Genomic DNA, 24,484 nt, shown 5'->3' on the forward strand with positions numbered 1-24,484 from the left:
CCGACTTTCCTCATGCGACCTGTTATACGAGCGCTTTTTTCAGCCGGCACATTTGGGGCCTGGCTGCGGCTCGAGTGATTTCAGGAGTAGCCGGTCTTAGTTAATTTTCCGCATTGGGAAGGGCGCGGGCAGGCTGGGTCAGCAACGCGCTTTCGGCCTGAGCCATGTAATCGCGGGTCAGCGGCAATGCATGGCGGCTACGGCAAAACTGGATCTGGTAATTGCACATCCCGCCCCCCTCGAACGCAGCGGTGGCACCGGATAGGTAAAACAACCACATGCGAAGAAAGCGCTCGTCATACATCTGGGTAATGCGGTCGCGGTTCTGCAGGCACCGCGCATACCATTCGCGCAAAGTCTTGGCATAATGAAGGCGCAGCGTCTCGATGTCGCTCGCGATCAGGCGGTATTTCTCGCTTGCCGCCAGGGTCTCGGACAAGGCCGGGATATAACCGCCAGGAAATATGTATTTGCGCGTGAAAGCATCGGTAACCCCGGGGCCGCCCATGCGTCCGATAGTATGCAGCAGCATCACGCCATCGGCCTTGAGCAGGTTCGCGCAGCAGCGGAAAAACGTGTCGAATTGCGGCCGCCCGACATGTTCGAACATTCCGACTGAAACGATCCGGTCGTATTTCTTGCCCCGTTTCGGCAATGTCCGGTAATCCGCCAGCTCGAAAGTGACCAGGTCTTTGACCCCTGCCTGTGCTGCCCGCAGTTTTGCAAGCTCCAGCTGCTCCTCGCTCAGCGTGATCCCGCGCACATAGACATTCGCGTGACTGGCCAGATAGATTGCCATTCCGCCCCAGCCGCAACCGATGTCGAGCACTTCCTGACCGGGCGACAGGGCAAGTTTGGAGGCAATGTGAGCCAGCTTGGCGGTCTGGGCCTCGTCCAGGGTCATGTCGTCCGATGGCCAATAGGCGCAGCTGTATTGCATATGTTGCCGGTCGAGCATGAGGCGGTAAAGGTCGTTGCCGATATCGTAGTGATGCGCGGCATTGCGCTTCGCCGCACCTGACCCGTTCAGCGATTCCATTGCGAAACCGAGCCTGTTGCGCAGGCGCCGCAAAGTGCTTGGCTTGCCCAAAGCCCCGCCGCGATCCCATGGTGCATTCGCGCGCAGCAATTGGACAAGGCCCATTATGTCACCGCGGTCCACATTCATGCGTCCGGCCATGAATGCTTCGGCAGCGCCGAGACGGGGATCAACGATAATGTCACGCGGCACCTTATGATCGGTCAGATGGATCGCGATGTCGGGGTAGTCAGGGTTGAGCTGGCCGAAACTGGCAGTATCTTGGTCGGCAAAGGTCACGTCCAGCCGCCCCATGGTCACGCTCTTGTTCAGAAAGGCGGTCATCAACTTCTTCGACATCGATGCGGATCCTTTGGCGGCGGCGCATTTGCTGTGATTTGAATGCGTTGGTTAACGCCGCAATCGATGTGCTGCGCTCCGGTCATTTACGTAGCCATCGTGTCCGGGAGGTAGGGGTTGCTGCAAATACTAGGCGCGCTACTCTGCCGAACGGGAAGAGGAGCAGGGAATGAGCGACGCCAAAACCGCACCGACCGATGTAGCGCCTGAAGAGTACATCGCCGCAGTGCAGCCTGACGCGAAACAGGAAGATGCGAGGCGGCTGGACGAGATATTTCGCCGAGTTACGGGCGAAGCTCCGCGAATGTGGGGCCCGTCGATCATTGGCTATGGCAGTTACAGCACCAAGTATGCCAGCGGGCGCGATGTCACATGGATGCGGGCCGGGTTCAGTCCGCGCAAGGCAAAGCATTCGCTGTATCTGATGGGCGGTTACTGCGATGAGCAGGCCGGAAAACGCCGCGACGAACAGCTTGCGCGGCTGGGAAAACATTCGCGCGGCAAGAGCTGCCTTTACATCAACAAGCTGGCTGATGTGGACCAGAGCGTTCTGGAAGACATTATTGCAGAGGATTGGGCAGTCATGAACCGCCTCTATCCAGAATGACCGGTCAGATACCCGCGTACCACTGATATCCGGAGCGATCTTCCCAATAGCCGCCTTCGCCGTCGCCAATATCATCGAGACTATCGACCAGTTCGATCGCGGTAAGATATTTGGCGTGCTTGTAACCCAGCTGGCGTTCGATCCGCATCCTTAGCGGCGCGCCGTTTTTGACCGGCAGCGGCTCTCCATTCAGCGCGTGTGCGACGATGGTTTGCGGGTGATAGGCATCGACCATGTCGACGCTCTCGTAATACCGGCTGCCCGCTAGCGTGTCCGCACAGCGAAAAACAACGAATTTCGCACTGTCCTGAACCCCGGCAGCCTCCAGTATCGTCGATAGCTGTGGGCCGGTCCATTCACCGATCGCGCTCCATCCCTCGACGCAGTCATGGCGGGTGATCTGCGTCCTTTGCGGCAGACGGCGTATGTTATCGAGGCTGAGCGACATCGGGTGGTCCACCAGTCCGCGAACCTCAAGCCGCCAATCCGCGAAGCCGGTATCAATTGCAGCCGCATATTCAGGCGTGTCGACGGTGCGTGATCCGTTGCCGCGAAAATTCGGCGAAATATCGGCTTTCGTATATTCGCGGGCGAGGGCCATCCTGTCTGATAGTGAGCGATGGATCTTGCGGTGCCATTTCTCGGCTGAATCGAGCATCGAACCGCCGATTTTGGTGTCGGCCACTTTCGAACAGGCGCCCAAAAACAACAGGCCCATTCCCGAGAGCACGCCGCGCCTACCGATAGAACCGTTCATGGCGTATCCTCCGGTCCGGCTGTTCCGCCGGTGATCATGTCACGAAGCTGCCCGATCGGGCCGGACAGGATGACCAGCAAAACATGGACGAGGAAGAATGCGAAAATCGCCCACGAAAATATGAAATGGATTGAGCGCGCACTCTGCCGCCCGCCGAACGCATCGACCAGCCATGGGGCGCTCGGTTCGAAACCCGGGCTGATCGCCAATCCGGTCAGGATCATACCGGGTAAGAACACCCCCAGCACGAGGCCGTAGGCAAGCTTTTGCAGGAAATTATACTTCCCGCTTGAGTGATCGAAATTCAGTTTGAGGTGCTGCACGATGTCGCGGCGAATGGCCGCTGGTTTCCATTCGCGCCGCGTGGTCCTGATATCGCGCCAGAAATGCCCGCTCACCAGCATGGCGGCCCACATCACCAGCAGCCCGAATGCAAACGGCCATGCCATCAGGATGTGCCAGTCGCGCGCCGCCGCAAGGTCGTAATAGCCCGGGATTGTGGCCCAGCCGGGAAAGCGGATGACAGAGGCCCAGGCATCGGTGGGCTCGAACCCGTAATTGCCCCAGTAAAGATACCGGTGCGCGTTCGAAATGTTCAGGCCTGACATGAACAGCACGATCACGCACACCACGTTCAGCCAGTGCCAGATGCGGGTTACCAGGCCGTGGCGCTTGCGTCCCGGCTGCATCATTCGGCGCGCTCTTCGCGGGCTAGGTAGATCACATCGCGCGGCTGGTTCAACAGATGCTGCCCGCTGTCGATAAACAGCGTCTGGCCCGAAGCGAGATGGCCTTCCGCCAGAAACAGCATGGCATCGGCAATTTCCGATGCGCCGGTTTTCCGTTCAAGCAGGTTCATCACATGCGAGCGTTCTGTTTCTTCTTCGGTCTGATCGTGGCTGGCCAGGATCGCCCCGGGGGCAAGGCCATAGACACGGTCATCAGGGCCAGGCGCACCTTGGGCCAGCATCGGGATGGTGGCAGAAAGGGCGTGCTTGCTCATCGTATAGCTGAAGAAATCCGGATTGGGATTTTCTAGCTTTTGATCGGTCACATTGATCACCCTTCGCCCGGCATCTGACCGCGCATATTCCAGGAATGCCTGTGCCAGCCTTGCCGGTGCCTTGGCATTGATCCGCATAACCCGGTCATACGTTTGGGAATCGAGGGCGGTTACATCATCATTGCGAAATATCGCGGCCGAATTGACCAGCACACGCCAGTCACCCAGCTGCTGCGACAAACGTTTGATCAACGCAACCCCTGCGTCGCTATCGGCCAGATCGCAGTGGATCGCCTCGGCTGACGGCAGCTCACTGCTCAGGGCCTCGGCCTCTTCAGCCGAGCTTCCATAATGGATGACCACATGCCATCCGGCGTTCCCGAATGCCCGTGCGATTTCCGCGCCAATGCGTTTGGCTGCTCCTGTAATCAATACGGCGGGCCGGTTCATGGAATTCTTCCACCATAGTTTGATTGCCGTGGGAAGGGGGCAAACGAAAACTCCCCGCAGCGGGCAAAGCCGCCGCGAGGAGCAATTCGTTCACAGACGGGCCTGAAACGGCCAGCCGGACTTAGCGGCAGCGCAGCTCGCCACGGTCAATCTCGCGCCCGATCAGGCCGCCGCCAACCGCACCGATGATTGCACCAAGGGTCTTGTCGCCCCGGCCGGCCAGTTCCGAACCAGCCAGCGCGCCGACGCCTGCGCCGATAATCAGACCGGTCGTGCCGTTGTCGCGCTTGCAGTAATAGCGGCCATTGTCGCCGCGCCATACCCGGTCGTTGCGGCTCAGGCGGCGCGGTTCGTAGTAACGCCCGCGGTCATCATAAATGCTGGCGCGGTCCTTGGCGCGTTTGCCATATGCCTTGGCGTGCGCGGGTGGATCGGCCAGAGCCGGGGCAGATATGGGCAGCGTCAGCGATGCTGCGGCGATTGCGATCATTGTCTTTTTCATTGCATGGCCTTTCCGGTGATATGCTTGTGCCTATCGTAACGGGCGGGTTGGCAATCAGGTCCACAACGCCAGATGAACGGCGCTGCTGTGGGCGGACTCTGCGCCGAAATGAGCCGCTAATCCGACCAGTCGTGAAAGGAAGGGCGGCTCAATGCGCGATCCGCGCGGCCATTTTCTCGCGTAATTTGGGTGTCAGTGTTTTCAAATCCGCGAGTTGTTCGATGTCGCTATCGCCAAAAGCATTGGGATTGCCCCAGATCGCTGAAAAGGCGCGTTCCACAGTCCAATCACTGCATCCAGTCACTACCCTTCGGAGTGCGTCCCCCGCCTCGGCGGTCCCGGCTTCGATCACGCGGAAATACCAGCCGCATCGGCCCGACTTCAGGATGGTGGCAACCATGTTTTTCTGCCGGAACCGGTGCTCGATTTTCCAGCAGGGTTGGCGGGGCTGGCTGATTTCAAGGAGCGCGCTACCCAAGCGGAACCGGTCGCCAATATGGACCGCATCTTCGGTCAGTCCGCTGACGGCCAGGTTGCTGCCGAATGCACCAGCATCGTTCAGCAATGGATGGTCGCCGATTTCACCGCGCCAGAAATCATTGTGGTCCAGTGGATACAGGTGAACCGCCATGTGCGGCCCGCCATGCACCTTGGTGTCGGCCTGCTCATCCGCTTCCAGCCCGAGTTCGGTGATATGCTGCGGCCCGGTGAGGGGGAGCTTGGCGATCGCGCTCATTTCTTCGCCGCGAAAGGGGCGGGATTTTCCGGCGAGCAGATGCGTGACTTCAACTTCCATCGTCTTGTCTCCCCTCTTTATCCTCCCCGTGGCGTGCGGCGTCAGATTTCGTTCTTGCACACCGTCAGGGCCAGCCAGTCACGCTGGACCCCGTCGCAGCCTCCGCCTTCATAGCGTTCGGTTTCTGCGATGATAAAGCCTGCATCCTGGTAGCGGCCCACAAGCCAATCTGCATCGGGCAAATTGGTCCACCGGCCCAGCTTGTCTCGCCCTTCGCCGGGATGGTCAGCATCTCCGAGCTTGAAATTGGCGAAGTGCCAGCCGCCTGGTTTCAGCGCCGTCAGGATTGATTGCAAAATTTGGGGAAGGCTGGCTCTCGTCGCATGGAGCAGGCTGGCATGGGCCCAGATCGCGTCATATTCAGATACGGCACTAATCTGATCGAAACGCAGCTGGCGTGCATCGATGCCAAACCGCTCTTTCGCTTTTTTGATCATTGCTGCTGCGCCATCGGTCGCGTCGACATCGAACCCACGTTCGGCCATCCGGCTGGCATCGCGCCCGGCGCCGCAGCCTAGTTCGAGAATTCGTGCGCCTTCGGCCAGCCGATCGAGGAATGGGTCGAGGTGGCGGTGGTGAAATTCGCCGGTAGACGCTGTGTAGTAAGGCGCCTGACGCTCGTAATAGGCGAGAGTCGCCTCGTCGCTCACTCGCCGGACTGAGCCTCGGCCGATGCGGCCTCCTCAGCCTCACGGTCGCGCTGGGCGCGGCTCTTTTTCTCCGCGCTGGTTTTCAGCTGGCCGCAAGCCGCATCGATGTCGCGTCCGCGCGGGGTGCGCACTGGCGCGCTGATCCCGGCCTCGAACACGATGTTGCTGAAGCTCCTGATCCGGTCCGGGGCGGAACATTCATACGGTGCGCCGGGCCAGGGGTTGAACGGGATCAGGTTTACCTTGGCAGGAAGGTCGTAATGCTTGAGCAGGCGGACCAGTTCGTGCGCATCTTCGTCGCTGTCGTTCTTGTCCTTGAGCATCACATATTCGAAGGTGATGCGGCGGGCATTGGACGCGCCGGGGTAGGCTGCGCACGCCTCCAGCAGTTGTTCGATCCCATACTTCTTGTTGATCGGTACGATCTCGTCGCGAACTTCCTTGGTCACGGCGTGAAGCGATACAGCCAGGTTCACGCCGATCTCTTCACCGCAGCGTTCCATTGCTGGAACCACGCCGCTGGTCGACAACGTGATGCGGCGCTTGGACAGGGCAAGGCCTTCACCGTCCATCACCAGTTTCAGCGCATCGCGCACATGATCGAAATTGTAGAGTGGTTCGCCCATGCCCATCATCACGATGTTGGTCAGGAGACGCCCGTCAGCACGGTATTCGGTTTCGCTTTCGTCGTCGCCAATGTCCATCCGGCCCTTTGGCCATTCGCCCAGTGCATCGCGTGCCAGCATGACCTGGCCGACAATCTCGCCGGGGGTCAAATTGCGCACCAGCCGCATCGTGCCAGTGTGGCAGAAACGGCAATTGAGCGTGCACCCGACCTGGCTGGAAACGCACAGCGTGCCGCGTGTTTCATCGGGGATGAAAACCATTTCGAACTCGTGCCCATCGTCGGTTTTAAGCAGCCATTTGCGGGTGCCGTCGGACGAATGCTGAGCCTCGACAATGTTGGGCCGGCCAACGACGAAACGCTCGTTCATCCACGGGCGCATGGTCTTGCCGATATCGGTCATGGCGTCGAAATCGGTAACGCCGCGGTGGTAGAGCCAGTGATAGACCTGCTTCGAACGCAGCTTTGCCTGCTTCGGGTCCAGACCGGCTTCTTCGAACAGTTCGCGGATGCGCGCCTTCGGCAGGCCAAGCAAGTCGGTACGTCCGTCGCTGCGCGGGGTGATGTCGCGCGCGACAGGAACGGGATCAACTTGCCCCGGAATCGACATGAGTGCTGTATCGGCCATGAGAGGGCGCCATATAGTGCGGCTGGGACGGTTTTGCCAGCTTTGCGATAAGCGGGCGATCAGCGGATGCTGGCGCAGCCTACTGTGGCGGCATCCATCGCGGTTGCAGCGCCGTCCATATCGTATGTATTCGAGAAATTCCGGCCGCTCGCATCGCGGCTGCGGACGGTCATGCGCCGCGAAGACCGCATCGCCGCGACGATGGCTGCATCCATGGTCTTGTCGCGCGCCCAGGCATTCGCGCCGGAACCGGTAAGCTCAAAACTGCTATCGCCGACGCTGAGCCTGATCGGCGCATTTTCAGCAATGTTCCGGCTGAGCCGCAGATGCACCTGGCCGCGTACATTACGTTTTGGCCATGTGCCGATACTTGCATAGGGCTGCTGGTCGCGCTGCAGCGTGCTGGGGGCGGCTTTGGCAATGGCATAGCAGCGCGGCACACCGGGGTCCCGGAATGCACCCCAATCGGCAAAAATGCCCAGGCTGTCCCTTGCAGAAACCGGAGCAGCCAACGCCGCAATGGCCAGCACGATCATGACGCGGTGGTTGATCACGAAGCGATAGTGTCCAACTTCGCGGGATAGTCAATCGCGACGACTTCCCATTCCTTGTCCCCTGCCGGCAGCTTGACCGTGCGCAGGTCGCCCAGCGCCGCCCCGCGTAGCGCGCGCGCCATGGGTGAACTCCATCCTATCAGGCCATCGCTGGCGTCCTGTTCGTCGTCACCGACAAGGGTCACAGTTCTGCGATTGTCGTCCTCGTCCGCCAATTCCACCACGGCCCCGAAAAACGCGCGTGTCTTGTCCGGCTGGTCTGCCGGATCAAGCACACGCGCGTCTTTCATCCGGCGTGAGAGGTGCTTTAGCTCGCGGTCGATCTCGCGCATCCGCTTGCGGCCATACAGGTAATCGCCGTTTTCGCTGCGGTCGCCATTACCGGCGGCCCAGCTGACGATCTCCACGATCTCGGGCCTTTCGGTGCCGAGCAGATGGTCATAGCGCGCCTTCAGCGCAGCCATTCCGGATGGCGTAATCGGATTGTTGCCGGGTTTCACCGAGCTATCTCAGTTCAGATAGGTCTCTAATTTGCGCGGCGTGCCATAGCGCGCCTTGTCAGGGTAGAGATGTTCATAGACGACTGCGTTTTCGAGCACCCGTTGCACGTAGTTCTTGGTTTCGTAGATCGGAATCTGTTCAATCCAGGTGATCCAGTCGACACTGCCGGTCCGCGGATCGCCATTCCTGCGCAGGAACTTGTTCACGTTGCCCGGACCCGCATTATAGGCCGCAATCGCCAGCGGATAGGCGCCATCATAATAGGCGAGCATCCGCGCAAAATAGGCATCACCAAGCTGGATGTTGTAGCTTGGGCTGTCGATCAGATTGGCCGACATGTATTGCATACCCAGCTTTCCGGCCTGTTCGCGGGCGGTGCCCGGCATCAGTTGCATAAGCCCTCGCGCACCGGCGTGGCTGATGGCGTTCTGGGCAAACTGGCTTTCCTGCCGCGAGATCGCGTGAACCATCGTCCAGTTCGTGCCCGGAGGCGTCTGGAGTGTGGGGAAACCCTGGGCGACAAATTCATCATGACCGTCTGCCGCAGCCGCTTCTGCAACGTTTACGGCAAGATCGCGCCGTCCGGTTTCGCGGGCCAGATCAGCCACCAGCGCATGCTCAGCCAGTGTATCGGCCTGCTGTGCAACCGCGCGGTAGAACTGGATACCGGTGCGCCACGGGGCACCGCGGGAAACCTCACGCACTGCATTGGCCAGCGGAGATGCGCTGAATGCAGCGGCTTGTTCTCTGGTTGGTGCAGCGTTGGCGTTATTTGCAAGGGCAGGGACATCGCGGCCCAGCTTGTTCAGCGCAAGCAGGCCATAGAAACGGTCGGGATAGCTCGCGGCCATTTCGTAATACCGGTTGGCGCCGTCAATATCGCCCGCACGCTGTGCAGCCAGACCTGCCCAATAGAAACCTTTCGACCGGGTCTGCGGCGTTTGTGCGGCAGCACCATAACGGTAGAACAGCGGTGCTGCAGAATCCGGATCGCCCAGCTTCCACATGGCGTCGGTTCCGCCAAGCCACATGAGCGACGTGTAATCGTCGCGGATGCGATAGCTCAGCGTGCTGATGTCGGCGCCCTGTACGAACATATCGTCGACCTTAGCCGCGATTTGCTGTGACTGGCGCGCATTGCCGGTACGGGCAAGGCGCAGCATCTCAGTCAGCAGGCTTTCGGAATCGAACGGAATTTCGCTGAAGCTTTGCCGGCTCGCAAGAAGGTTCACCGCAGTGCTGCCCTGTCCCGAGGCGCGGAGATGGCGGATGCGGTTGTAAAGATAGCCCGGGTCGCGGGCGGCCTCTGCCGGAACAGCGATGCCCACACTATCGGGCTCTTCCCGTTTCAAATAGGCAAGGCGCGCCATGTAGAGGTCTTGCTTGCCCGGCGAAACCTTGGCGATCTGGCGCCGTGCGCTCTCTACATCACCCTGCCAAAGCAGCGCATCCATCCGCGCATCGTGGTCGGCCTGTGTGAACTGCGATCCGAAAAGCCCCTCCAGATAGGCGGAGGATGGTCCGGACATTTCACCGCCGCGCCACGCCTCTAGCGCAACTTCGCGGGCTTCCGTTCGTCCAACGGCAGAAAGGGCAAGTGCGTACCGCGCCTTCGCGCTGTTGGTCAGCGGCGGCATTGCGTCGAAATAGGCGACCAGCCGTTCCGAGCTGACAGGTTCGTTGTCCAGCGCATCTTCTGCACGGATGCGCAATTTCGCTTCCTGCGGAAAACCGGGATAGGCGAGCACGAAACCGGCATAGTCATCGAAACCCATCCGGTCGTTGCCGATCAGGAATTCCCACCGGTCGATAGCCTGGGCCATTCGGGTTGGTGCCTTGGCCACCATTTCTGCGCGGGCTTGATCCCAGCTGCTTGCAGGCTGGGCAAAAGCGGGGGCAGACGCGGTCAGCGCCGGAACGGTGAGAAGTGCGATTAGAGGCAGTCGTTTGAGGTCCATGCTGGACATAGTAGGGGGCGGCTCCTTATCAGGCGCTGAATGAAACGCCTGTGCGCAGGGAAAGTTCGAATTTTCTTTCGATTCTTTTGCGCCTTTAGATGGGATTACGCAAATGTTCTCGGGTTCAATTCCGGCTCTGGTGACACCGTTTCGCGATGGATCGATTGATGAGGCTGCTTTTCGCAGGCTGGTCGACTGGCAAATCGAATCCGGCAGCAAGGCATTGGTGCCCTGCGGCACCACCGGCGAAGCATCGACGTTGTCCAATGCAGAGCATCACCGGGTCATTGAAATTTGCATCGAACAGGCGGCTGGCCGCGTTCCGGTGATCGCGGGTTGCGGCAGCAATGATACGCGCAATGCCCTGTTGCATATGAACTTCTCACAGAAAGCTGGCGCTGCGGCGGGGCTGTGCGTTGCCCCATATTACAATCGGCCAAGTCAGGCGGGTTTGATCGCGCATTTCAGCTTCCTCGCAGAAAACAGCGACTTGCCGATCGTTCTGTACAATGTGCCGAGCCGGACGGTCACCGATATCGAGGATGAGACCGTTGTTGAACTGGTCAGCAAATATCCTGACCGGATCGTCGCGATCAAGGATGCCAGCGGCGACCTTTCGCGCGTGGCCGACCACCGAATGGGTCTGGATGCGAATTTCTGCCAATTGTCGGGCAATGACGAGTTGTGGCTGCCGCATTCCGCAGCGGGCGGGGCAGGCTGCATTTCGGTAACCGCCAACGTGGCGCCCGCCCTTTGCGCCGAATTTCACGAGGCAATTGCTGCGAATGACCTGGTGAAGGCGCGCCAGATCAACGACCGGCTGTTTCCGCTCCATTATGCGATGTTTTCCGATGCCAGCCCGGCGCCGGTCAAATATGCGCTGACCCGCGTACATGACTGGGTGGAATGCGATGTGCGCCTGCCGCTGGTGAATGCCAGCGATGCCAGCCGCAAGGCAGTTGACGAAGCGCTCGAACATGCGGGGTTGGTTTAGTGGGGACTGCTCCCTACATGCGCACCCATCATGGCACGTCCCAAACCTGAAACCTTCGACAAGCATAAGGTGGTCGCCGAAAACCGGCGGGCGCGGTTCGATTATGCGGTCGAGGACAAGTTCGAAGCGGGTCTTGCTCTGCAAGGCACCGAGGTAAAGGCCCTGCGCGCCGGCGAGGCGACGATTGCCGAAAGCTATGCCGAGGCGAAGGATGGCGAAGTCTGGCTGATCAATGCCAACATCCCCGAATACAGCCACGGCAACCGGCTCAACCACGAGCCGAAGCGGCCACGCAAGCTGCTGCTCAACCAGCGCGAAATCAACAAGTTGATGGGCGCGGTCGAGCGGAAGGGCATGACGATGGTGCCGCTATCGATTTATTTTAACAAAACCGGCCGTGCCAAGGTCGAGCTGGGCCTCGCCAAGGGGCGCAAGGCGCAGGACAAGCGCGAATATATCAAGGACCGCGACTGGAAGCGCGACAAGCAGCGCGTGCTGCGCGAAAAAGGCTGATCCGCGCGCTGGTCTTTCCGGGTTCAGGTACCCATATCGCCTGACATGACCGCTTCGCCGAAAATCCCATCTGGACCCTTGCGCTTGCGCGGGACCGGGCGCATTGGGCGCCCGCACAAATGGTAAATTTTCGCTCCAAGACTTTCCTTGCGGACATTATCCGCAAATACACGCCGACGCGTGAGGAAATGGCGCGCAACAAGTACCTTGCGCCGATCGCACATCGTTTTCTTGCGCCGGAACTGTGGCGGTTTACGCGCCGTTCCGTCCCACGCGGGGTGGCGCTGGGCGTTTTTGCCGGCTTCATCATTCCCGTCGGACAGATATTCCTCGCCGCGTTCCTGGCCTTGCCGGCGCGTGCAAACGTACCGCTTTCCGCGCTTGTGACCTTCATCACGAACCCGTTTACCTTCCCTCTCTGGGCTGTCGTTGCCAACCGTATCGGCAGCTTCATCCTGAAGATTGACAAGGTGGCAACTGGCGGGGCCGCTGAAACCGAGATGGCCAGCGGCCGTTGGGCGTGGCTGATCGAATTGTTCGAAGGCGCGGGCGTAACTGTCTTGGTGACGATCTTCGGTTTTGTCGTGCTCGCGGTTATCGGTGCGGCGCTCGGATATCTGATCGCGGGCCTCATTTGGCGGTTCGTAGTTGCAAGAAAGCGCAAGAAGCGGCTTAAAAGGATGGAAGCACGGCTGGACGAACGTCTTGGGGCTTCAGAAGGATGACAAAATCGGGGGAGGCGCAATTGCTGCGCCAGGCTGACGGCACGCTGGATAACCGCTCACTGGTTTACATCGCGGGGTTGGCGCTGGCCTTTGTAATCAGCACCGCAATCTTGTGGCTCGCCAGCGGCAGCACCGTGCTGGCCGCGGTGTATGGCGGCGGCGTGCTGACGCTGATCGCTGCGGTATTTGCCTTTGGCCGGCTGCAGACTGCACCTGCCAGTGAAGAGCTCGCGCCGCCCGACTGGTCGGTGACCGTCGCAGCAATCGAGCAGGACGGTGTCGCGGTCGCGGTGACCGACCGTGCCAACCGCCTGACCTGCGCCAACACTGCATTCAGCGATTGGTTCGGCACCGGCATTGCCCCGCCGAACCTTCCGCTTGACCGTCCATCGCTGGAGGCGCTGACGCGAACCGCGCGCGAGGCATGGCGCGATGGCAAGGCCGATGCTTCGGACCTTGTTCGAACCGACGGTAATCTAGGCTGGCACGCGCAGGCTGAACGCGCCGGGCGCGGCGATGACTATCTTATCTGGCGGTTCACCAGAGTAGATGGCGCGGATACATCAGGCGCGGTGCTCGACTGGATTGGCGGGCTGACCGGGCAATTGCTTTCCCGCGCCGGGATCGAGGCTGCACTTGTCGGAAATGACGGCATAATCATTGCTGCCAGCGCGGGATTTGCCGACCGTGCGGCAGGGGATGCTTCAGCCACTCTGGCCGGTCAGGAATTCGTGACCTATCTGCGCACTGACGACCGCGACCGGATCTTTTTCGCGCGAGAGGGGCGCAAAGGGCCGCCGCAGCAACTGGTGCAGGTGCCGCTGCACGACCCGGCTGTGCCGTCTCCTGCACTTTCGGCCGGGGGGCGCGATGCATCGCTGATGCTGCTGATCGAAAGCGGCGTTGGCATCGGTGCCGGCGGCGAACCTGCCAACACCGCAGCGACCCCGCAATTGGAGGCGCTGCTGGGTGCCTTGCCGCTAGGGCTCGCGATGACTGATCGGGACGGGCGCTTCCTGTTCGGCAACAATGCTTTTCTGCGCGCCGTGGACCGCGACGGTCAGGGCGTACCGCAATATCCCTCCGACCTGGTGGTGCGCGAAGACAAGACGGCGCTTTCCGACGCGGTTCGCCGGTTCGGCAAGGGGCCGGCCAGCAATGGCGATATGGCGATCCGCCTGAAAACCCAGCCCGATGACCCGGTTTCGCTGGGCCTCGCCGGTGTGCGCGGATTGGGAGAAGCGGCAGTATTGCTGAGCCTGACCGATTCCACCGAGGAAACCCGTCTCAAACGCCAGGTCGCGCAGGCTACGAAAATGCAGGCCGTTGGCCAGCTGGCGGGCGGCGTGGCGCATGATTTCAACAATGTCCTCACCGCGATTATCGGTTACTGCGACCTTATGCTGTTGCGTCACACGCCGGGCGACAGCGATTATGACGATATCCAGCAAATCCGCGCGAATTCGAACCGCGCTGCCAGCCTGACGCGGCAGTTGCTGGCCTTCAGCCGCCAGCAGACGCTGCGGCCGCAAGTTCTGCAATTGCCGGATGTGCTGAGCGAGGTGAGCCAATTGCTGCGCCGCCTGATGGGCGCCAAGATCACCTTCAAGGTGCGCCATGACCGCGATCTGGGGCCGGTTCGTGCGGACCCGCAGCAATTGGAGCAGGTGATCGTCAATCTGGCGGTCAATGCACGCGATGCGATGCAGGCCCGCGGGGATGGCAGCGGCGAATTGTCGATGGTTACGCGCCGTGTGATGGCCAAGGACGTGCGCAAGATGGGTTCGGAGATTATCCCGGTGTCGGATTACACCGTGCTCGTCGTGACCGACACAGGGGGCGGCATTCCGCCAGAAGCGCTCGGCAAGATATTCGAACCGTTCTTCACAACGAAGGAACAGGGCAAGGGCACCGGCCTAGGTCTGTCGACGGTCTACGGGATCGTCAAGCAATCCGGCGGGTTCATTTTCGCAGACAACATTGCGGGCGCCGATGGGCGGCTCAGCGGTGCCCGCTTTACGATTTACCTGCCGGTCCACCACGGCGCAGTTCCGCAAAAAGCAGAAGCCAACCCTGAAAAACCGGCCAGCGAATGGTCCGGCGGGGGACGCGTATTGCTGGTAGAGGACGAAGACATGGTTCGCGCGGTTGCAGAGCGTGCGCTTACCCGCTCCGGATACACCGTCACCACTGCAAGCGATGGTGAGGAAGGTCTGGCCGCGATAGCAAATGGCGGCGAGTTCGACCTGATCCTGTCGGATGTGGTGATGCCCGGAATGGACGGCCCAACCATGGTAAAGGCACTGCGCAAGACCAATCCCGATATGCCTGTGCTGTTTATGTCCGGATATGCAGAAGAACAGCTGCGCCGCGAGATTAATGTCGAAAACATGCATTTCATAGCTAAGCCATTCAGCGTGCAGGAAATTAGCGAGTGCGTCGGGTCTGTCATGGGCAAGATTTCCTGACCAGAACCGAAAATTATTGTTGAGCGGCCTTGCATTATTTGAGCTCTTGCGAGAGTTTCGTGTCAGGCCAGCGCCGCTTCTAGCGGAAGAATTGGCAATCATCGGGTTGTGATCACCACTACTAAGGGGGATTAACTCGATGAAGAAATTGAAGATCACTTTCGGCGCGGCAGCATTGTCGCTTTCCATGACATTACCGGCAACTTCTGCGAATGCGCAGGCGTCTGAACCTTTCATCGGCCAATTGGCGATGGTGGGGTTCAATTTCTGCCCTCGCGGCTGGGCCAATGCGGATGGCACTTTGCTGTCAATCAACCAGTATCAGGCACTGTTTTCGCTTTTGGGCACGCAATATGGCGGCGATGGCCGGACCACGTTCGCGCTGCCTGATCTTCGCAGCCGTGTCCCGATCCACACTGGCACCGGGCCGGGCCTTTCCACCTATCCGCAAGGTTCGCGTGGCGGAGTTGAGCGTGTCGTACTGACCGGCGCCGAAGTCGGCCCGCATACCCACACAGCGTTGCTAAGGGCTGAAGGTCAAACTGTGGCTGATTCCAGCAACCCGGCTGGGAATACTCTGGCGCGCGGCGCGCAGATATATTCGAATAACAGCGCGCCCGACGCGGCGGATGCGCTGCACCCACAATCGATTGCCGTGGCAAATGGGGGTGGCGGACAGCCGCATTACAATGTCCAGCCCTATCTGACGCTGCGCTGGTGTGTTTCGCTGCAAGGCATATTCCCATCGCGCAACTGACGCAGATTCTCAGACTAACACTCGTCACAACCAGTTTTCAGGAGACGGTCAGATGACCTTCAAGAAACTATCGATGATTGCCGCAGCAACTGCTTCGTTGGCTTTGCTGCCTACCACCCAGGCAAACGCGCAAGCAGGAGGCACCCAGTTCATTGGCCAGCTGATGCTAAATGGATCGACCTTTTGTCCGCGTGAATGGGCAAATGCGGACGGCCAATTGCTGCCGATTTCGCAGAACACGGCGTTATTTTCCCTGCTCGGGACGATTTACGGCGGCGATGGCCGGACCACTTTTGCGCTGCCGGATTTGCGCAGCCGCGTGCCGATCCACACTGGCACCGGGCCGGGCCTTTCCACCTATCCGCAAGGTTCGCGCGGCGGAGTTGAGCGTGTCGCACTGACCGGCGCCGAAGTCGGCCCGCATAGCCACACAGCGCTGCTAAGGGCTGAAGGTCAGACTGTGGCTGATTCCAGCAACCCGGCCGGAAATGCCTTGGCTCGCGGCGCGCAGATATATTCGAATAACAGCGCGCCCGACGCGGCGGATGCGCTGCATCCACAATCGATTGCTGTGGCAAGTGGGGGCGGCGGACAGCCGCATTACAACGTCCAGCCTTATCTTACGCTGCGTTGGTGCGTCGCATTGCAAGGCATCTATCCGTCACGCAATTGATCACGCGGAATTGGTAAAAGTGAGGGGCGCATTGAGCCATGCGCCCCTCATGAAATTGTTCCGACTGAGCGTTTCGGTTCGGAGCGCGCACGAAGTTTGTTCGGGTTGTATGAAACCGACAAAATGCTGCCCGCGCCTTGTGGTTTGCGGGTCCTCCAGTACAAATGTCTGACGAGATCGGGGAACTCGGCTTCGATCTTTTATCGATTTGATGGGGGAACATCATGAAACGAATAGCAAAACTGGCTGTAATCGCGTCAGCGCCAGCAGCCCTGATGAGCACTGCAACTCCGGCCAGTGCGGGTGTAGACGAATATCTTGGTGAGCTGATGCTTGTCGGCTACAATTTTTGTCCCCGGGGCAGTTTTGAGGCGAACGGTGCGTTGCTGCCCATCGCGCAGTGGCAGGCGCTGTTTTCCCTATACGGCACGACATTTGGTGGTGACGGGCGTACCAGTTTCGGTCTTCCCGATTTGCGCGGCAGGTCACCGATTGGCCAAGGTTCAGGCCCCGGTCTTCCCACTGTTCGGTGGGGTGAAAAGAGCGGTTCGACCAGCTTCACTCTGAACATTACCCAGATGCCTTCGCACAATCACACTGGCGAAGTTCGGTCCGAAAACGCGGTTCAGGCGGACACCGGCAATCCTGCCGGCAACGCCATCGCGCGTTCGACCCTGACGATCTATTCGAACAATTCCCCGCCAACCGCTGCAGGTGCGATGCATCCGGGCACTTTGTTCATCAACAACACTGGCGGAAATCAGCCCGTTAACAAGCGTAGCCCGTATGTTGGCATGCGTTACTGCGTGGTGAATTCGGGCGTCTTCCCGTCGCGCAATTGACGCGCCGCAAAGGCACTCGCTGAACGCACAGCCCGCAGCTTGGTTCTGGCGGGCAACCAATTGATAAGGTATTTTCCATGAAGAACATTCTTAAAATCGCAGCACTGGCCGCAGCACCTGCTGCCTTGCTGTCCGCGCCAACACCGGCCGCAGCGGGCACCGATGAGTACATCGGTGAACTGATGCTGGTCGGATACAATTTCTGTCCGCGTGCAAGCGCCGAAGCCGCAGGGCAGTTGTTGGCGATCAGTTCGAACACTGCGCTCTTCTCGCTCTATGGGACGATCTATGGCGGCGATGGCCGTACGACTTTTGCCCTTCCCGATTTGCGGGGCAGGGCAGCAATCGGACAGGGTTCGGGTCCAGGTCTTCCGACCGTTCCACAGGGTTCACGCGGCGGTTCGACCAGTTTCACCCTGAGTGTTGCACAGATGCCGTCGCACAATCACACAGGTGAAGTCAGGTCCGAAAACGCGGTTCAGGCGGACACCGGTAATCCTGGCGGCAACGCTCTCGCCCGGTCAACTCTGACGATCTATTCGAACAATTCCCCGCCGACCGCGGCAGGTGCGATGCACCCGGGCACCTTGTTCATCAACAACAATGGCGGAGGTCAGTCTGTCAGCAAGCGCAGCCCGTATCTCGGCATGCGCTACTGCGTCGTAACTCAGGGTATCTTCCCTTCGCGCAACTGATTTAGTGAACTGGTAGGAGGCGCGGCGATGTTCGCGCCTCCACATTCTTTGCATTATATCAATTCGGTTTTGAGCTGGACGGCAACCTGCTGCCCAAAACCCCTTTGCTTGCCTGAACGGAGCGCTTATGAAATTTCTAAAATCAATCATACATGTTGCGGCAATTGGAACCGCCGCCCAGCTTGGGGCAGCACCTGCCGCAGCGCAGTCAGAAATGTATCTTGGTCAGGTATTCATGTTTACCGGCTCATTCTGCCCGGCGGGCAGCGTGGAAACCAGCGGACAGGCATTGCCAATTGCTCAGAATGCTTCGCTGTTCTCGGTCATGGGAGTTCAGTTCGGCGGTGATGGCCAGACCAGTTTCAACGTGCCCGATCTGCGCGGCCGTATGCCGATGCATGCAGGCGCGGGCCCGGACCTTTCCGGGCGCAGCGTCGGTGAGACCGGAGGGGCTGAGAACTTTCAACTGATCACCGATAACATCCCTGCGCATTCGCATCCGGCCCAGCTACTTTCCAATGCGACAGTGGCTGCCGATTCCGGAAACCCCAGCGGAAATGCCCTCAGCCGTTCGACCGATGCCGATATCTACACCAATGTAGAAGCACCGGTCGCCGCCAATGCGCTGCACTCTGGCTCGGTAGTGATTGGCAATACCGGTGAAGGGGAACCGGTTATGGCGATCAGCCCGTACACGGTCCTGCGTTTCTGTGTCGTCACACAAGGGCCGTACCCGCCGCGCCCCTAACGTTCAGGTGGCAATCAGGAAAGGGCGTGCAGCTTTGTTTGCATGCCCTTTTTTGTGGGAGGTCAGTCGATTGACTACGGCCCGGGAATTGGAGAAGGTGCTGCGATACTACGCGGGCTTGACCCGCAAACAGGGGAAGGGATCGAACATGCGGACTGCACGGAAGTTTAGCTGCGGAATTGGCCTGATTGGTTTGATGGCAGCTGCGGCGGGTGCTGCGCAATCGGTCCCCGATCCAGACGAGACCGCACAGGGCGATGTTTCGGTCACGATTTACCAGAATGGCCAGTCGCTGGTGCAGGACATCCGGCAACTCGATATTGCACGTGGCCGCAGCCGGATCGAGTTTCCCGATGTGTCGGCCCAGATCCGTGCTCAAACCCTGAGTTTTGCCGCGCGCGACACTGCTATCATCGAACAGAATTTCGACTTCGACCTGCTCACCCCCGGCAAGCTGATGGAAAAAGCCATTGGCCAGACGATCACGCTTGTACGCACCAACCCTGCAACCGGCGCAGAAACACGCGAGAGAGCAAAGATCCTCTCCACGGCTGGCGGCGTGGTCGTGCAAATCGGCAACCGGATCGAGGTGCTGCGTGATGACGGTTTGCCTGTCCGCGCGGTGTTCGACCGGGTGCCGCCGAACCTGCGCGCCCGCCCGACGTTATCGGTCAATGTCGAAAGCACCCGTTCCGGTGTGCGCCCGGCAGCGATCCGCTATCTGACGCCCGGCCTTGGCTGGACCGCAGACTATGTTGCGCTGTTCGATGATGGGGACAGCACCATCGATATGCAGGGCTGGGTCACGCTGACAAACACGACCGGTACGACGTTTCACAACGCCGACACATTGCTGGTTGCCGGTAGCCCCAATGGCCGGTTCGGCGGCGGGCGCAGCCAGCGCAATATGGTGCGTGCCGGGACTGAGTCTTCGGGCCGCGAGCAGGTCGGAGATTTCTATCTCTATCCAATCGATGCACGAACGACGATTGCCAATCAGCAGACCAAGCAGGTCAGTTTCCTCGACGTGCAGGGCGTAACGGCGAAAAAGGTCTATCGGCGGACGGTTAATTGGCTGAGCAATGACAGCAATCCGCAGAACGTTTCGAGCGAGATATCCTTCAACACGTCTAGCCAGGGCGGGCTGGGCGATGCCCTGCCAGCAGGCACAGTCCGTTTCTATCAGCGCGACAGCCAGGGCACTCCGCAATTTATCGGCGAGAACACCATTGGCCACACGCCGACCGGCAGCGAGCTTTCGCTTCGCACCGGCGATGCGTTTGACATATTTGTTCAGGCCGAGGTGGAAAAACGCGAAGAAATAACCTCTGGCGAGTGGATCAAGACCCGGCGTTATGTTGTCTATCAGGACGGCAACGAAACCGCGCGTCTTGATGAAGAGAGGCCCGAAAAGTATTGGCAAACAACCATGCGTTACACGATCACCAACGCGAAGGATGAGGCTGTCGAGCTCGATCTGGTGCAGGCTGGACTCGATCGCGGCTGGTGGTCGCGCGACTACCGCATCGTCAGCGAAGACGAATCCGGGGTCCAGATCAATGCCGACCGGCGAAAATGGGTCGTGCCGGTTCCGGCCAATGGTGAACGCGAGTTCCGCGTAATTTTTGCAACCCGGTATTAAGGGCACAGAGCCGTGGCCCGGACATTGTCTTTCCTGGCATCATCTTTCCTCGCGCTGCTCGGCGCCTTGGCGCTTGTGGTCGCATCACCGGCTGGCGCGCGCCAGATAGTCGAAGCGTCAGAGCCCTCCGATATATCGGTCACCATGTACCGCGATCCCGACCGGGGTGCGGATGAAGCGATGGACGGTGATTGGCCGGAAGGCTTCGCCATGATTTCGGAGGTCCGGACGGTAACTTTGCCGCAAGGGCAATCGACTATCCGGTTCGAAGGCGTGGCAGAAGGGATGGTTGCGGTCACCGCGATTGTTACCGGTCTGGCGGGCGGCACGATCGAGAAGAACCGCAACGCGGACCTTCTTTCCCCTGCGGCGCTGCTCGATGGCACACTGGGCAACCGGGTCCGGATCACGCGTACAAACCCTGCGACAGGTATCAGCGCCTCGCAATCCGCCATCGTCCGCACGCGTGCCGATGGCGGCCTCGTGCTTCAGACAGGCGATGGCTTCGAAGCAGTGCGGTGTTCGGGCCTGCCGGAAAAGCTGACTTTCGATAAAGTGCCAGCGGGCCTTTCCGCGCGCCCGGTTTTCAGCATCGACACGCGCGACGATACGGGCGGCACATATCAGGTCACGCTGACTTATCTGGCTTGGGGCTTTGACTGGGAGGCGCATTATGTCGCCACGCTGGACAGGTCAGGTGCCAAGGGCGCGGTTGGCTTGCGGCTGCTGTCGTGGCTGACGCTGCTCAATGACAACGGGCAGAGTTTTAATGACGCAAACCTGATGGCGGTCGCCGGGACGCTGAACGTTGAAAGCGATTTTCAAAGCCTCTCAGATCCGCCGCAGGCGCGCCCGATGCGTCTGACCTGCTATCCGCTGGGCAGCACCGGTGATGGCACTCCGATCCGCCAGATGATCCCGTCTCCGCCTCCTCCTCCTGCTCCGCCAATGTATGCATCCGATACAATCGTGGTGACCGGATCACGTGTCCAACGCAAGATGATGGAATCTCCCCTCGCGCTTGCAGCAATCGGGATGCAGGCGGGCGAAGAGCAGTTGGGCGATCTCAAACTGTACCGCGTGCCGGAAAGGGTGAGCGTTTCAGCGAAGGGCCTGAAGCAGGTCGCGTTCCTGAATAAGGACAAGGTTCGCGGGGAATTCTTCTACCGGACAGGCTGCGCACCCTTTGACTATTTTGACGACGAGCTCGAACCGGCAGAATTGATGTTCTTTACCAAGAACGATGATGAGCATGGGCTGGGTGTGGCAATGCCGATGGGCGGTTTCACCCTGTTCGAACCATCCTCTGCCGGTGATCTGTTGGTCAATGAACAGACGATCCGCGATTATGCCAAAGGTCAGGAGATCGAACTTACTCTGGCGCAAAGCACCAATGTGTTTGCTGAATGCTCTGCGACGACACGAGGCGACCCTGATACCGGCAAATGGCATAATATGAAGGCCAAGATTTCCAATGCCAATTCAGAGCCGGTTCGCCTCCGTCTCGTGCTGGGCGCAGCTGGCCAATGGGAAACCCGCCGAACACCTGCGAAGGTCCGGATCAAGGACGGTGCGCAGATTATGGAAGTGCGCGTGCCGGCGGGTAAAACCCGTGAGTTCAGCTGGCAGATCCGTGCGCCCGGTGCCTGACGCACCTTTGCAATTTCTGACCTGAAGATTTGTAAAGTGCGGTAGCCCGGGCGAATAAGCACCGCCGGGCGGCTCGGAAAACGGCCTTTCACAATAAAAATTCGTTCCCCCCTTGTTCTACCGGAACAAAGTGGGTACATACTCCAACAGTTGATGAGTTTATCACCGACCTAGGCAACCGATGGAGCGCATGTCATGGCAGCAAGTCTAAAGCTGGTAGAACGTAAGGAAAAGAACGTGGACCGTCAGAAGGCGCTCGACGCGGCACTCGCACAGATTGACCGCGCATTTGGTAAGGGTTCGGCGATGAAGCTGGGCTCGAAAGAGGCGATGAACGTCGAATCGATTTCGACCGGTTCGCTTGGTCTCGACATTGCTCTTGGCATCGGCGGTTTGCCGAAGGGGCGGGTCATCGAAGTTTACGGGCCGGAAAGCTCGGGCAAGACCACTCTCGCGCTGCATGTCTTGGCAGAAGCGCAGAAGGCTGGTGGCACCGTTGCATTCGTCGATGCAGAGCACGCCCTGGACCCGGTTTATGCCAAGAAGCTTGGCGTCGATATTGATGAGCTGATCATTTCTCAGCCCGATACCGGTGAGCAAGCGCTGGAAATTACCGACACGCTGGTCCGGTCGAACGCGATTGATGTTCTGGTCGTCGATTCGGTTGCGGCGCTTGTGCCCCGGGCCGAGATTGAGGGCGAAATGGGCGACAGCCATGTCGGTTTGCAGGCCCGCTTGATGAGCCAGAGCCTGCGCAAGCTGACCGGCTCGATCAACCGTTCGAAGTGCATGGTGATCTTCATCAACCAGCTGCGCATGAAAATTGGTGTGATGTACGGTAACCCGGAAACCACCACCGGCGGTAACGCGCTGAAATTTTATGCTTCGGTACGCCTCGACATCCGCCGCACGGGTCAGATCAAGGACCGCGACGAAGTCATTGGCAACTCGACCCGCGTCAAAGTGGTCAAGAACAAGGTCGCACCGCCATTCAAGCAGGTCGAATTCGATATCATGTACGGCAAGGGTATTTCCAAGACCGGCGAGATTCTCGATCTGGGCGTCAAGGCCGGACTGGTCGAGAAATCGGGTTCGTGGTTCTCCTATGACTCGGTCCGCATCGGACAAGGGCGTGAGAATTCGAAGAATTTCCTCGATGAGAATGTAGAGATGCGCGACAAGTTGGAAGCTGCGATCCGCGGCCGCACCGACGAGGTCGCCGAAGAGATGATGACAGGCCCGGACACGGAGGCCAGTGACGAGGACTGATCACAATCTCTTCAAGCGGACGACCAGTTGGGAGCTAGATCTCCAGCGTCCGGGAAAATGGATAACCGGTGCGGTGCCTTTCTGGCCCGCGCCGGTTTTTCTTTGTTGAGATACGCAATTGAGGCATCGAGCGAGTAAGATCATTCGCAGCGTTACTTTCCGTTAGCGATGCCAGTGGGTTGACGCGGAAGATAAATCGCTGTGCAATCGCCGCAGGAGAATGTTGATGTGGCGGGGCGCTAAGAAATGACCAGCAAAAGCGATTGGCAGACGCGAGTAGGCGTCTCTTGGGCCTCTGAATGGGAGCGCACCGACCGAAGCTTCGGCGTGCTCACCGACCAGCTGATGGCCAAGCTGAGCGAACGCCCGATCATGCGCGCTCTCGATATCGGATGCGGAGCCGGCGAGATGTCACTGGCGCTTGGCCGCGGCCATCCGGGTGCCGAAATTGTCGGCGTCGATGTCAGCGAGGAATTGATCGAGGTCGCCCGCCATCGCGGATCGCGGCTGGGCAATGTGTCCTTCGAATTGGCCGATGCGGGAGAATGGCAACGCGATAATTTTGCGCCCGACCTGCTTTTTTCCCGTCATGGGGTGATGTTCTTTCCCGATCCGGTTGCCAGTTTTTCACACCTTGCAAGCATCGCGGCCCCCAACGGTAGGCTGGTGTTTTCTTGCTTCCGCGCGCTGGAGGACAATCTGTGGGCAGAACGTATCGAAAGCTTCTTGCCACCGGGCACAACCTATCCGCCAGATCGCTTTTCACCTGGTCCATTCGCATTCGCGGACCAGTCGCACGTTGATGGCGTGCTGCGCGATGCCGGCTGGATCGACATCAACTTCATTCCGGTCGATTACGCCTATATTGCGGGCACTGGTCCGGATGCGGTGGAAGATGCAGCAGAATTTTTCCAGCGTATCGGGCCTGCGGCGCGGGCATCCCGCAATCTGGACACGCATGACCATGCCCATTTTCTGGCCCGCATGCGGCGCTTCCTCGCGAACAATGTCGTAGATGGTATCATTGCCCTTCGTGCTGGCGCATGGATCGTCAGTGCCCGGCTTGCTCGTGGATAAGGTGGCCGATTTTCGGAACGCG

At 59.6% G+C, this 24,484-nt stretch carries 25 protein-coding genes; 14 read left to right on the plus strand and 11 right to left on the minus strand.

The window, feature by feature from the left end:
- Positions 1-100 precede the first annotated feature (100 nt).
- The gene (locus PO778_RS02675) at positions 101-1,378 is read right to left on the minus strand and encodes an SAM-dependent methyltransferase (RefSeq protein ID WP_271438511.1); all 1,278 of its coding nucleotides are present in this window, start codon (positions 1,376-1,378) and stop codon (positions 101-103) included.
- Positions 1,379-1,547: 169 nt separating this feature from the next.
- On the opposite strand from PO778_RS02675, the gene PO778_RS02680 reads away from it, so the two are divergent.
- Positions 1,548-1,985, plus strand: coding sequence for a DUF1801 domain-containing protein (locus tag PO778_RS02680; RefSeq protein ID WP_271438512.1), 438 nt, complete (start codon positions 1,548-1,550; stop codon positions 1,983-1,985).
- A 4-nt stretch (positions 1,986-1,989) separates the two neighbouring features.
- Here the strand turns inward: PO778_RS02680 and PO778_RS02685 are convergent, their stop codons facing one another.
- The 10 genes from PO778_RS02685 to PO778_RS02730 all read right to left on the minus strand — a co-directional run bounded on the left by PO778_RS02685 (position 1,990) and on the right by PO778_RS02730 (position 10,418).
- The gene (locus tag PO778_RS02685) at positions 1,990-2,742 is read right to left on the minus strand and encodes a molybdopterin-binding protein (RefSeq protein ID WP_271438513.1); all 753 of its coding nucleotides are present in this window, start codon (positions 2,740-2,742) and stop codon (positions 1,990-1,992) included.
- Positions 2,739-3,434, minus strand: coding sequence for a cytochrome b/b6 domain-containing protein (locus PO778_RS02690; RefSeq protein WP_271438514.1), 696 nt, complete (start codon positions 3,432-3,434; stop codon positions 2,739-2,741). Before PO778_RS02690 ends, PO778_RS02685 begins: the two co-directional genes overlap by 4 nt.
- Positions 3,431-4,195: an SDR family oxidoreductase gene (locus PO778_RS02695; protein WP_271438515.1), complete on the minus strand. Its 765-nt coding sequence runs from the start codon at positions 4,193-4,195 to the stop codon at positions 3,431-3,433. Before PO778_RS02695 ends, PO778_RS02690 begins: the two co-directional genes overlap by 4 nt.
- Before the next feature lie 121 nt (positions 4,196-4,316).
- Positions 4,317-4,697 carry a glycine zipper 2TM domain-containing protein gene (locus tag PO778_RS02700; protein ID WP_160729564.1) on the minus strand — a complete coding sequence of 127 codons (381 nt, stop codon included), beginning with the start codon at positions 4,695-4,697 and terminating at the stop codon, positions 4,317-4,319.
- 148 nt (positions 4,698-4,845) lie between these two features.
- Entirely contained in the window at positions 4,846-5,493 is a 648-nt protein-coding gene (locus PO778_RS02705) for an MOSC domain-containing protein (protein WP_271438516.1), read from the minus strand.
- 41 nt (positions 5,494-5,534) lie between these two features.
- Positions 5,535-6,143, minus strand: a complete 609-nt coding sequence (locus tag PO778_RS02710) for a class I SAM-dependent methyltransferase (RefSeq protein WP_160729566.1) — start codon at positions 6,141-6,143, stop codon at positions 5,535-5,537.
- Positions 6,140-7,396 carry a dual-specificity RNA methyltransferase RlmN gene (gene rlmN / locus PO778_RS02715; protein ID WP_160729567.1) on the minus strand — a complete coding sequence of 419 codons (1,257 nt, stop codon included), beginning with the start codon at positions 7,394-7,396 and terminating at the stop codon, positions 6,140-6,142. The genes PO778_RS02710 and rlmN overlap by 4 nt, the downstream gene beginning before the upstream one ends.
- Positions 7,397-7,455: 59 nt before the next feature.
- The gene (locus tag PO778_RS02720) at positions 7,456-7,950 is read right to left on the minus strand and encodes a hypothetical protein (RefSeq protein WP_271438517.1); all 495 of its coding nucleotides are present in this window, start codon (positions 7,948-7,950) and stop codon (positions 7,456-7,458) included.
- Entirely contained in the window at positions 7,947-8,450 is a 504-nt protein-coding gene (gene greB / locus PO778_RS02725) for a transcription elongation factor GreB (protein WP_271438518.1), read from the minus strand. Before greB ends, PO778_RS02720 begins: the two co-directional genes overlap by 4 nt.
- A gap of 9 nt (positions 8,451-8,459) precedes the next feature.
- On the minus strand, positions 8,460-10,418 hold the full coding sequence (locus PO778_RS02730) for a lytic transglycosylase domain-containing protein (RefSeq protein ID WP_160729569.1): 1,959 nt from the start codon (positions 10,416-10,418) through the stop codon (positions 8,460-8,462).
- A 103-nt stretch (positions 10,419-10,521) separates the two neighbouring features.
- Between PO778_RS02730 and dapA the strand changes: the two genes are divergently transcribed.
- The 13 genes from dapA (at position 10,522) to PO778_RS02795 (ending at position 24,462) form a co-directional block, all read left to right on the plus strand.
- Positions 10,522-11,403 (plus strand): 4-hydroxy-tetrahydrodipicolinate synthase, encoded by an 882-nt coding sequence (gene dapA, locus PO778_RS02735; protein ID WP_271438519.1) that lies wholly within the window; start codon positions 10,522-10,524, stop codon positions 11,401-11,403.
- A gap of 30 nt (positions 11,404-11,433) precedes the next feature.
- Positions 11,434-11,916: an SsrA-binding protein SmpB gene (gene smpB, locus PO778_RS02740; RefSeq protein WP_160729571.1), complete on the plus strand. Its 483-nt coding sequence runs from the start codon at positions 11,434-11,436 to the stop codon at positions 11,914-11,916.
- A 119-nt stretch (positions 11,917-12,035) separates the two neighbouring features.
- The gene (locus PO778_RS02745) at positions 12,036-12,641 is read left to right on the plus strand and encodes a DUF2062 domain-containing protein (protein WP_160729572.1); all 606 of its coding nucleotides are present in this window, start codon (positions 12,036-12,038) and stop codon (positions 12,639-12,641) included.
- Positions 12,638-15,109 (plus strand): hybrid sensor histidine kinase/response regulator, encoded by a 2,472-nt coding sequence (locus PO778_RS02750; protein ID WP_271438520.1) that lies wholly within the window; start codon positions 12,638-12,640, stop codon positions 15,107-15,109. Before PO778_RS02745 ends, PO778_RS02750 begins: the two co-directional genes overlap by 4 nt.
- A gap of 139 nt (positions 15,110-15,248) precedes the next feature.
- Positions 15,249-15,866, plus strand: a complete 618-nt coding sequence (locus PO778_RS02755) for a phage tail protein (protein WP_271438521.1) — start codon at positions 15,249-15,251, stop codon at positions 15,864-15,866.
- A gap of 52 nt (positions 15,867-15,918) precedes the next feature.
- Positions 15,919-16,539 (plus strand): phage tail protein, encoded by a 621-nt coding sequence (locus tag PO778_RS02760; protein WP_271438522.1) that lies wholly within the window; start codon positions 15,919-15,921, stop codon positions 16,537-16,539.
- Between the two features lie 224 nt (positions 16,540-16,763).
- Positions 16,764-17,381 (plus strand): phage tail protein, encoded by a 618-nt coding sequence (locus tag PO778_RS02765; RefSeq protein ID WP_202391577.1) that lies wholly within the window; start codon positions 16,764-16,766, stop codon positions 17,379-17,381.
- A 77-nt stretch (positions 17,382-17,458) separates the two neighbouring features.
- A complete protein-coding gene (locus PO778_RS02770; protein ID WP_160729574.1) occupies positions 17,459-18,076 on the plus strand; it encodes a phage tail protein in 618 nt (205 codons plus the stop codon).
- Between the two features lie 127 nt (positions 18,077-18,203).
- Positions 18,204-18,824 (plus strand): phage tail protein, encoded by a 621-nt coding sequence (locus PO778_RS02775; RefSeq protein WP_271438523.1) that lies wholly within the window; start codon positions 18,204-18,206, stop codon positions 18,822-18,824.
- 196 nt (positions 18,825-19,020) lie between these two features.
- Positions 19,021-20,466, plus strand: coding sequence for a DUF4139 domain-containing protein (locus PO778_RS02780; RefSeq protein ID WP_271438524.1), 1,446 nt, complete (start codon positions 19,021-19,023; stop codon positions 20,464-20,466).
- A 12-nt stretch (positions 20,467-20,478) separates the two neighbouring features.
- On the plus strand, positions 20,479-22,116 hold the full coding sequence (locus tag PO778_RS02785; protein ID WP_271438525.1) for a DUF4139 domain-containing protein: 1,638 nt from the start codon (positions 20,479-20,481) through the stop codon (positions 22,114-22,116).
- Between the two features lie 195 nt (positions 22,117-22,311).
- A complete protein-coding gene (gene recA / locus PO778_RS02790; RefSeq protein WP_271438526.1) occupies positions 22,312-23,385 on the plus strand; it encodes a recombinase RecA in 1,074 nt (357 codons plus the stop codon).
- A gap of 246 nt (positions 23,386-23,631) precedes the next feature.
- A complete protein-coding gene (locus tag PO778_RS02795; protein WP_160729579.1) occupies positions 23,632-24,462 on the plus strand; it encodes a class I SAM-dependent methyltransferase in 831 nt (276 codons plus the stop codon).
- Positions 24,463-24,484: the final 22 nt, after the last annotated feature.

Origin of the sequence: Pontixanthobacter luteolus, assembly GCF_947494915.1 — a bacterium.
GTDB lineage: Bacteria > Pseudomonadota > Alphaproteobacteria > Sphingomonadales > Sphingomonadaceae > Pontixanthobacter > Pontixanthobacter luteolus.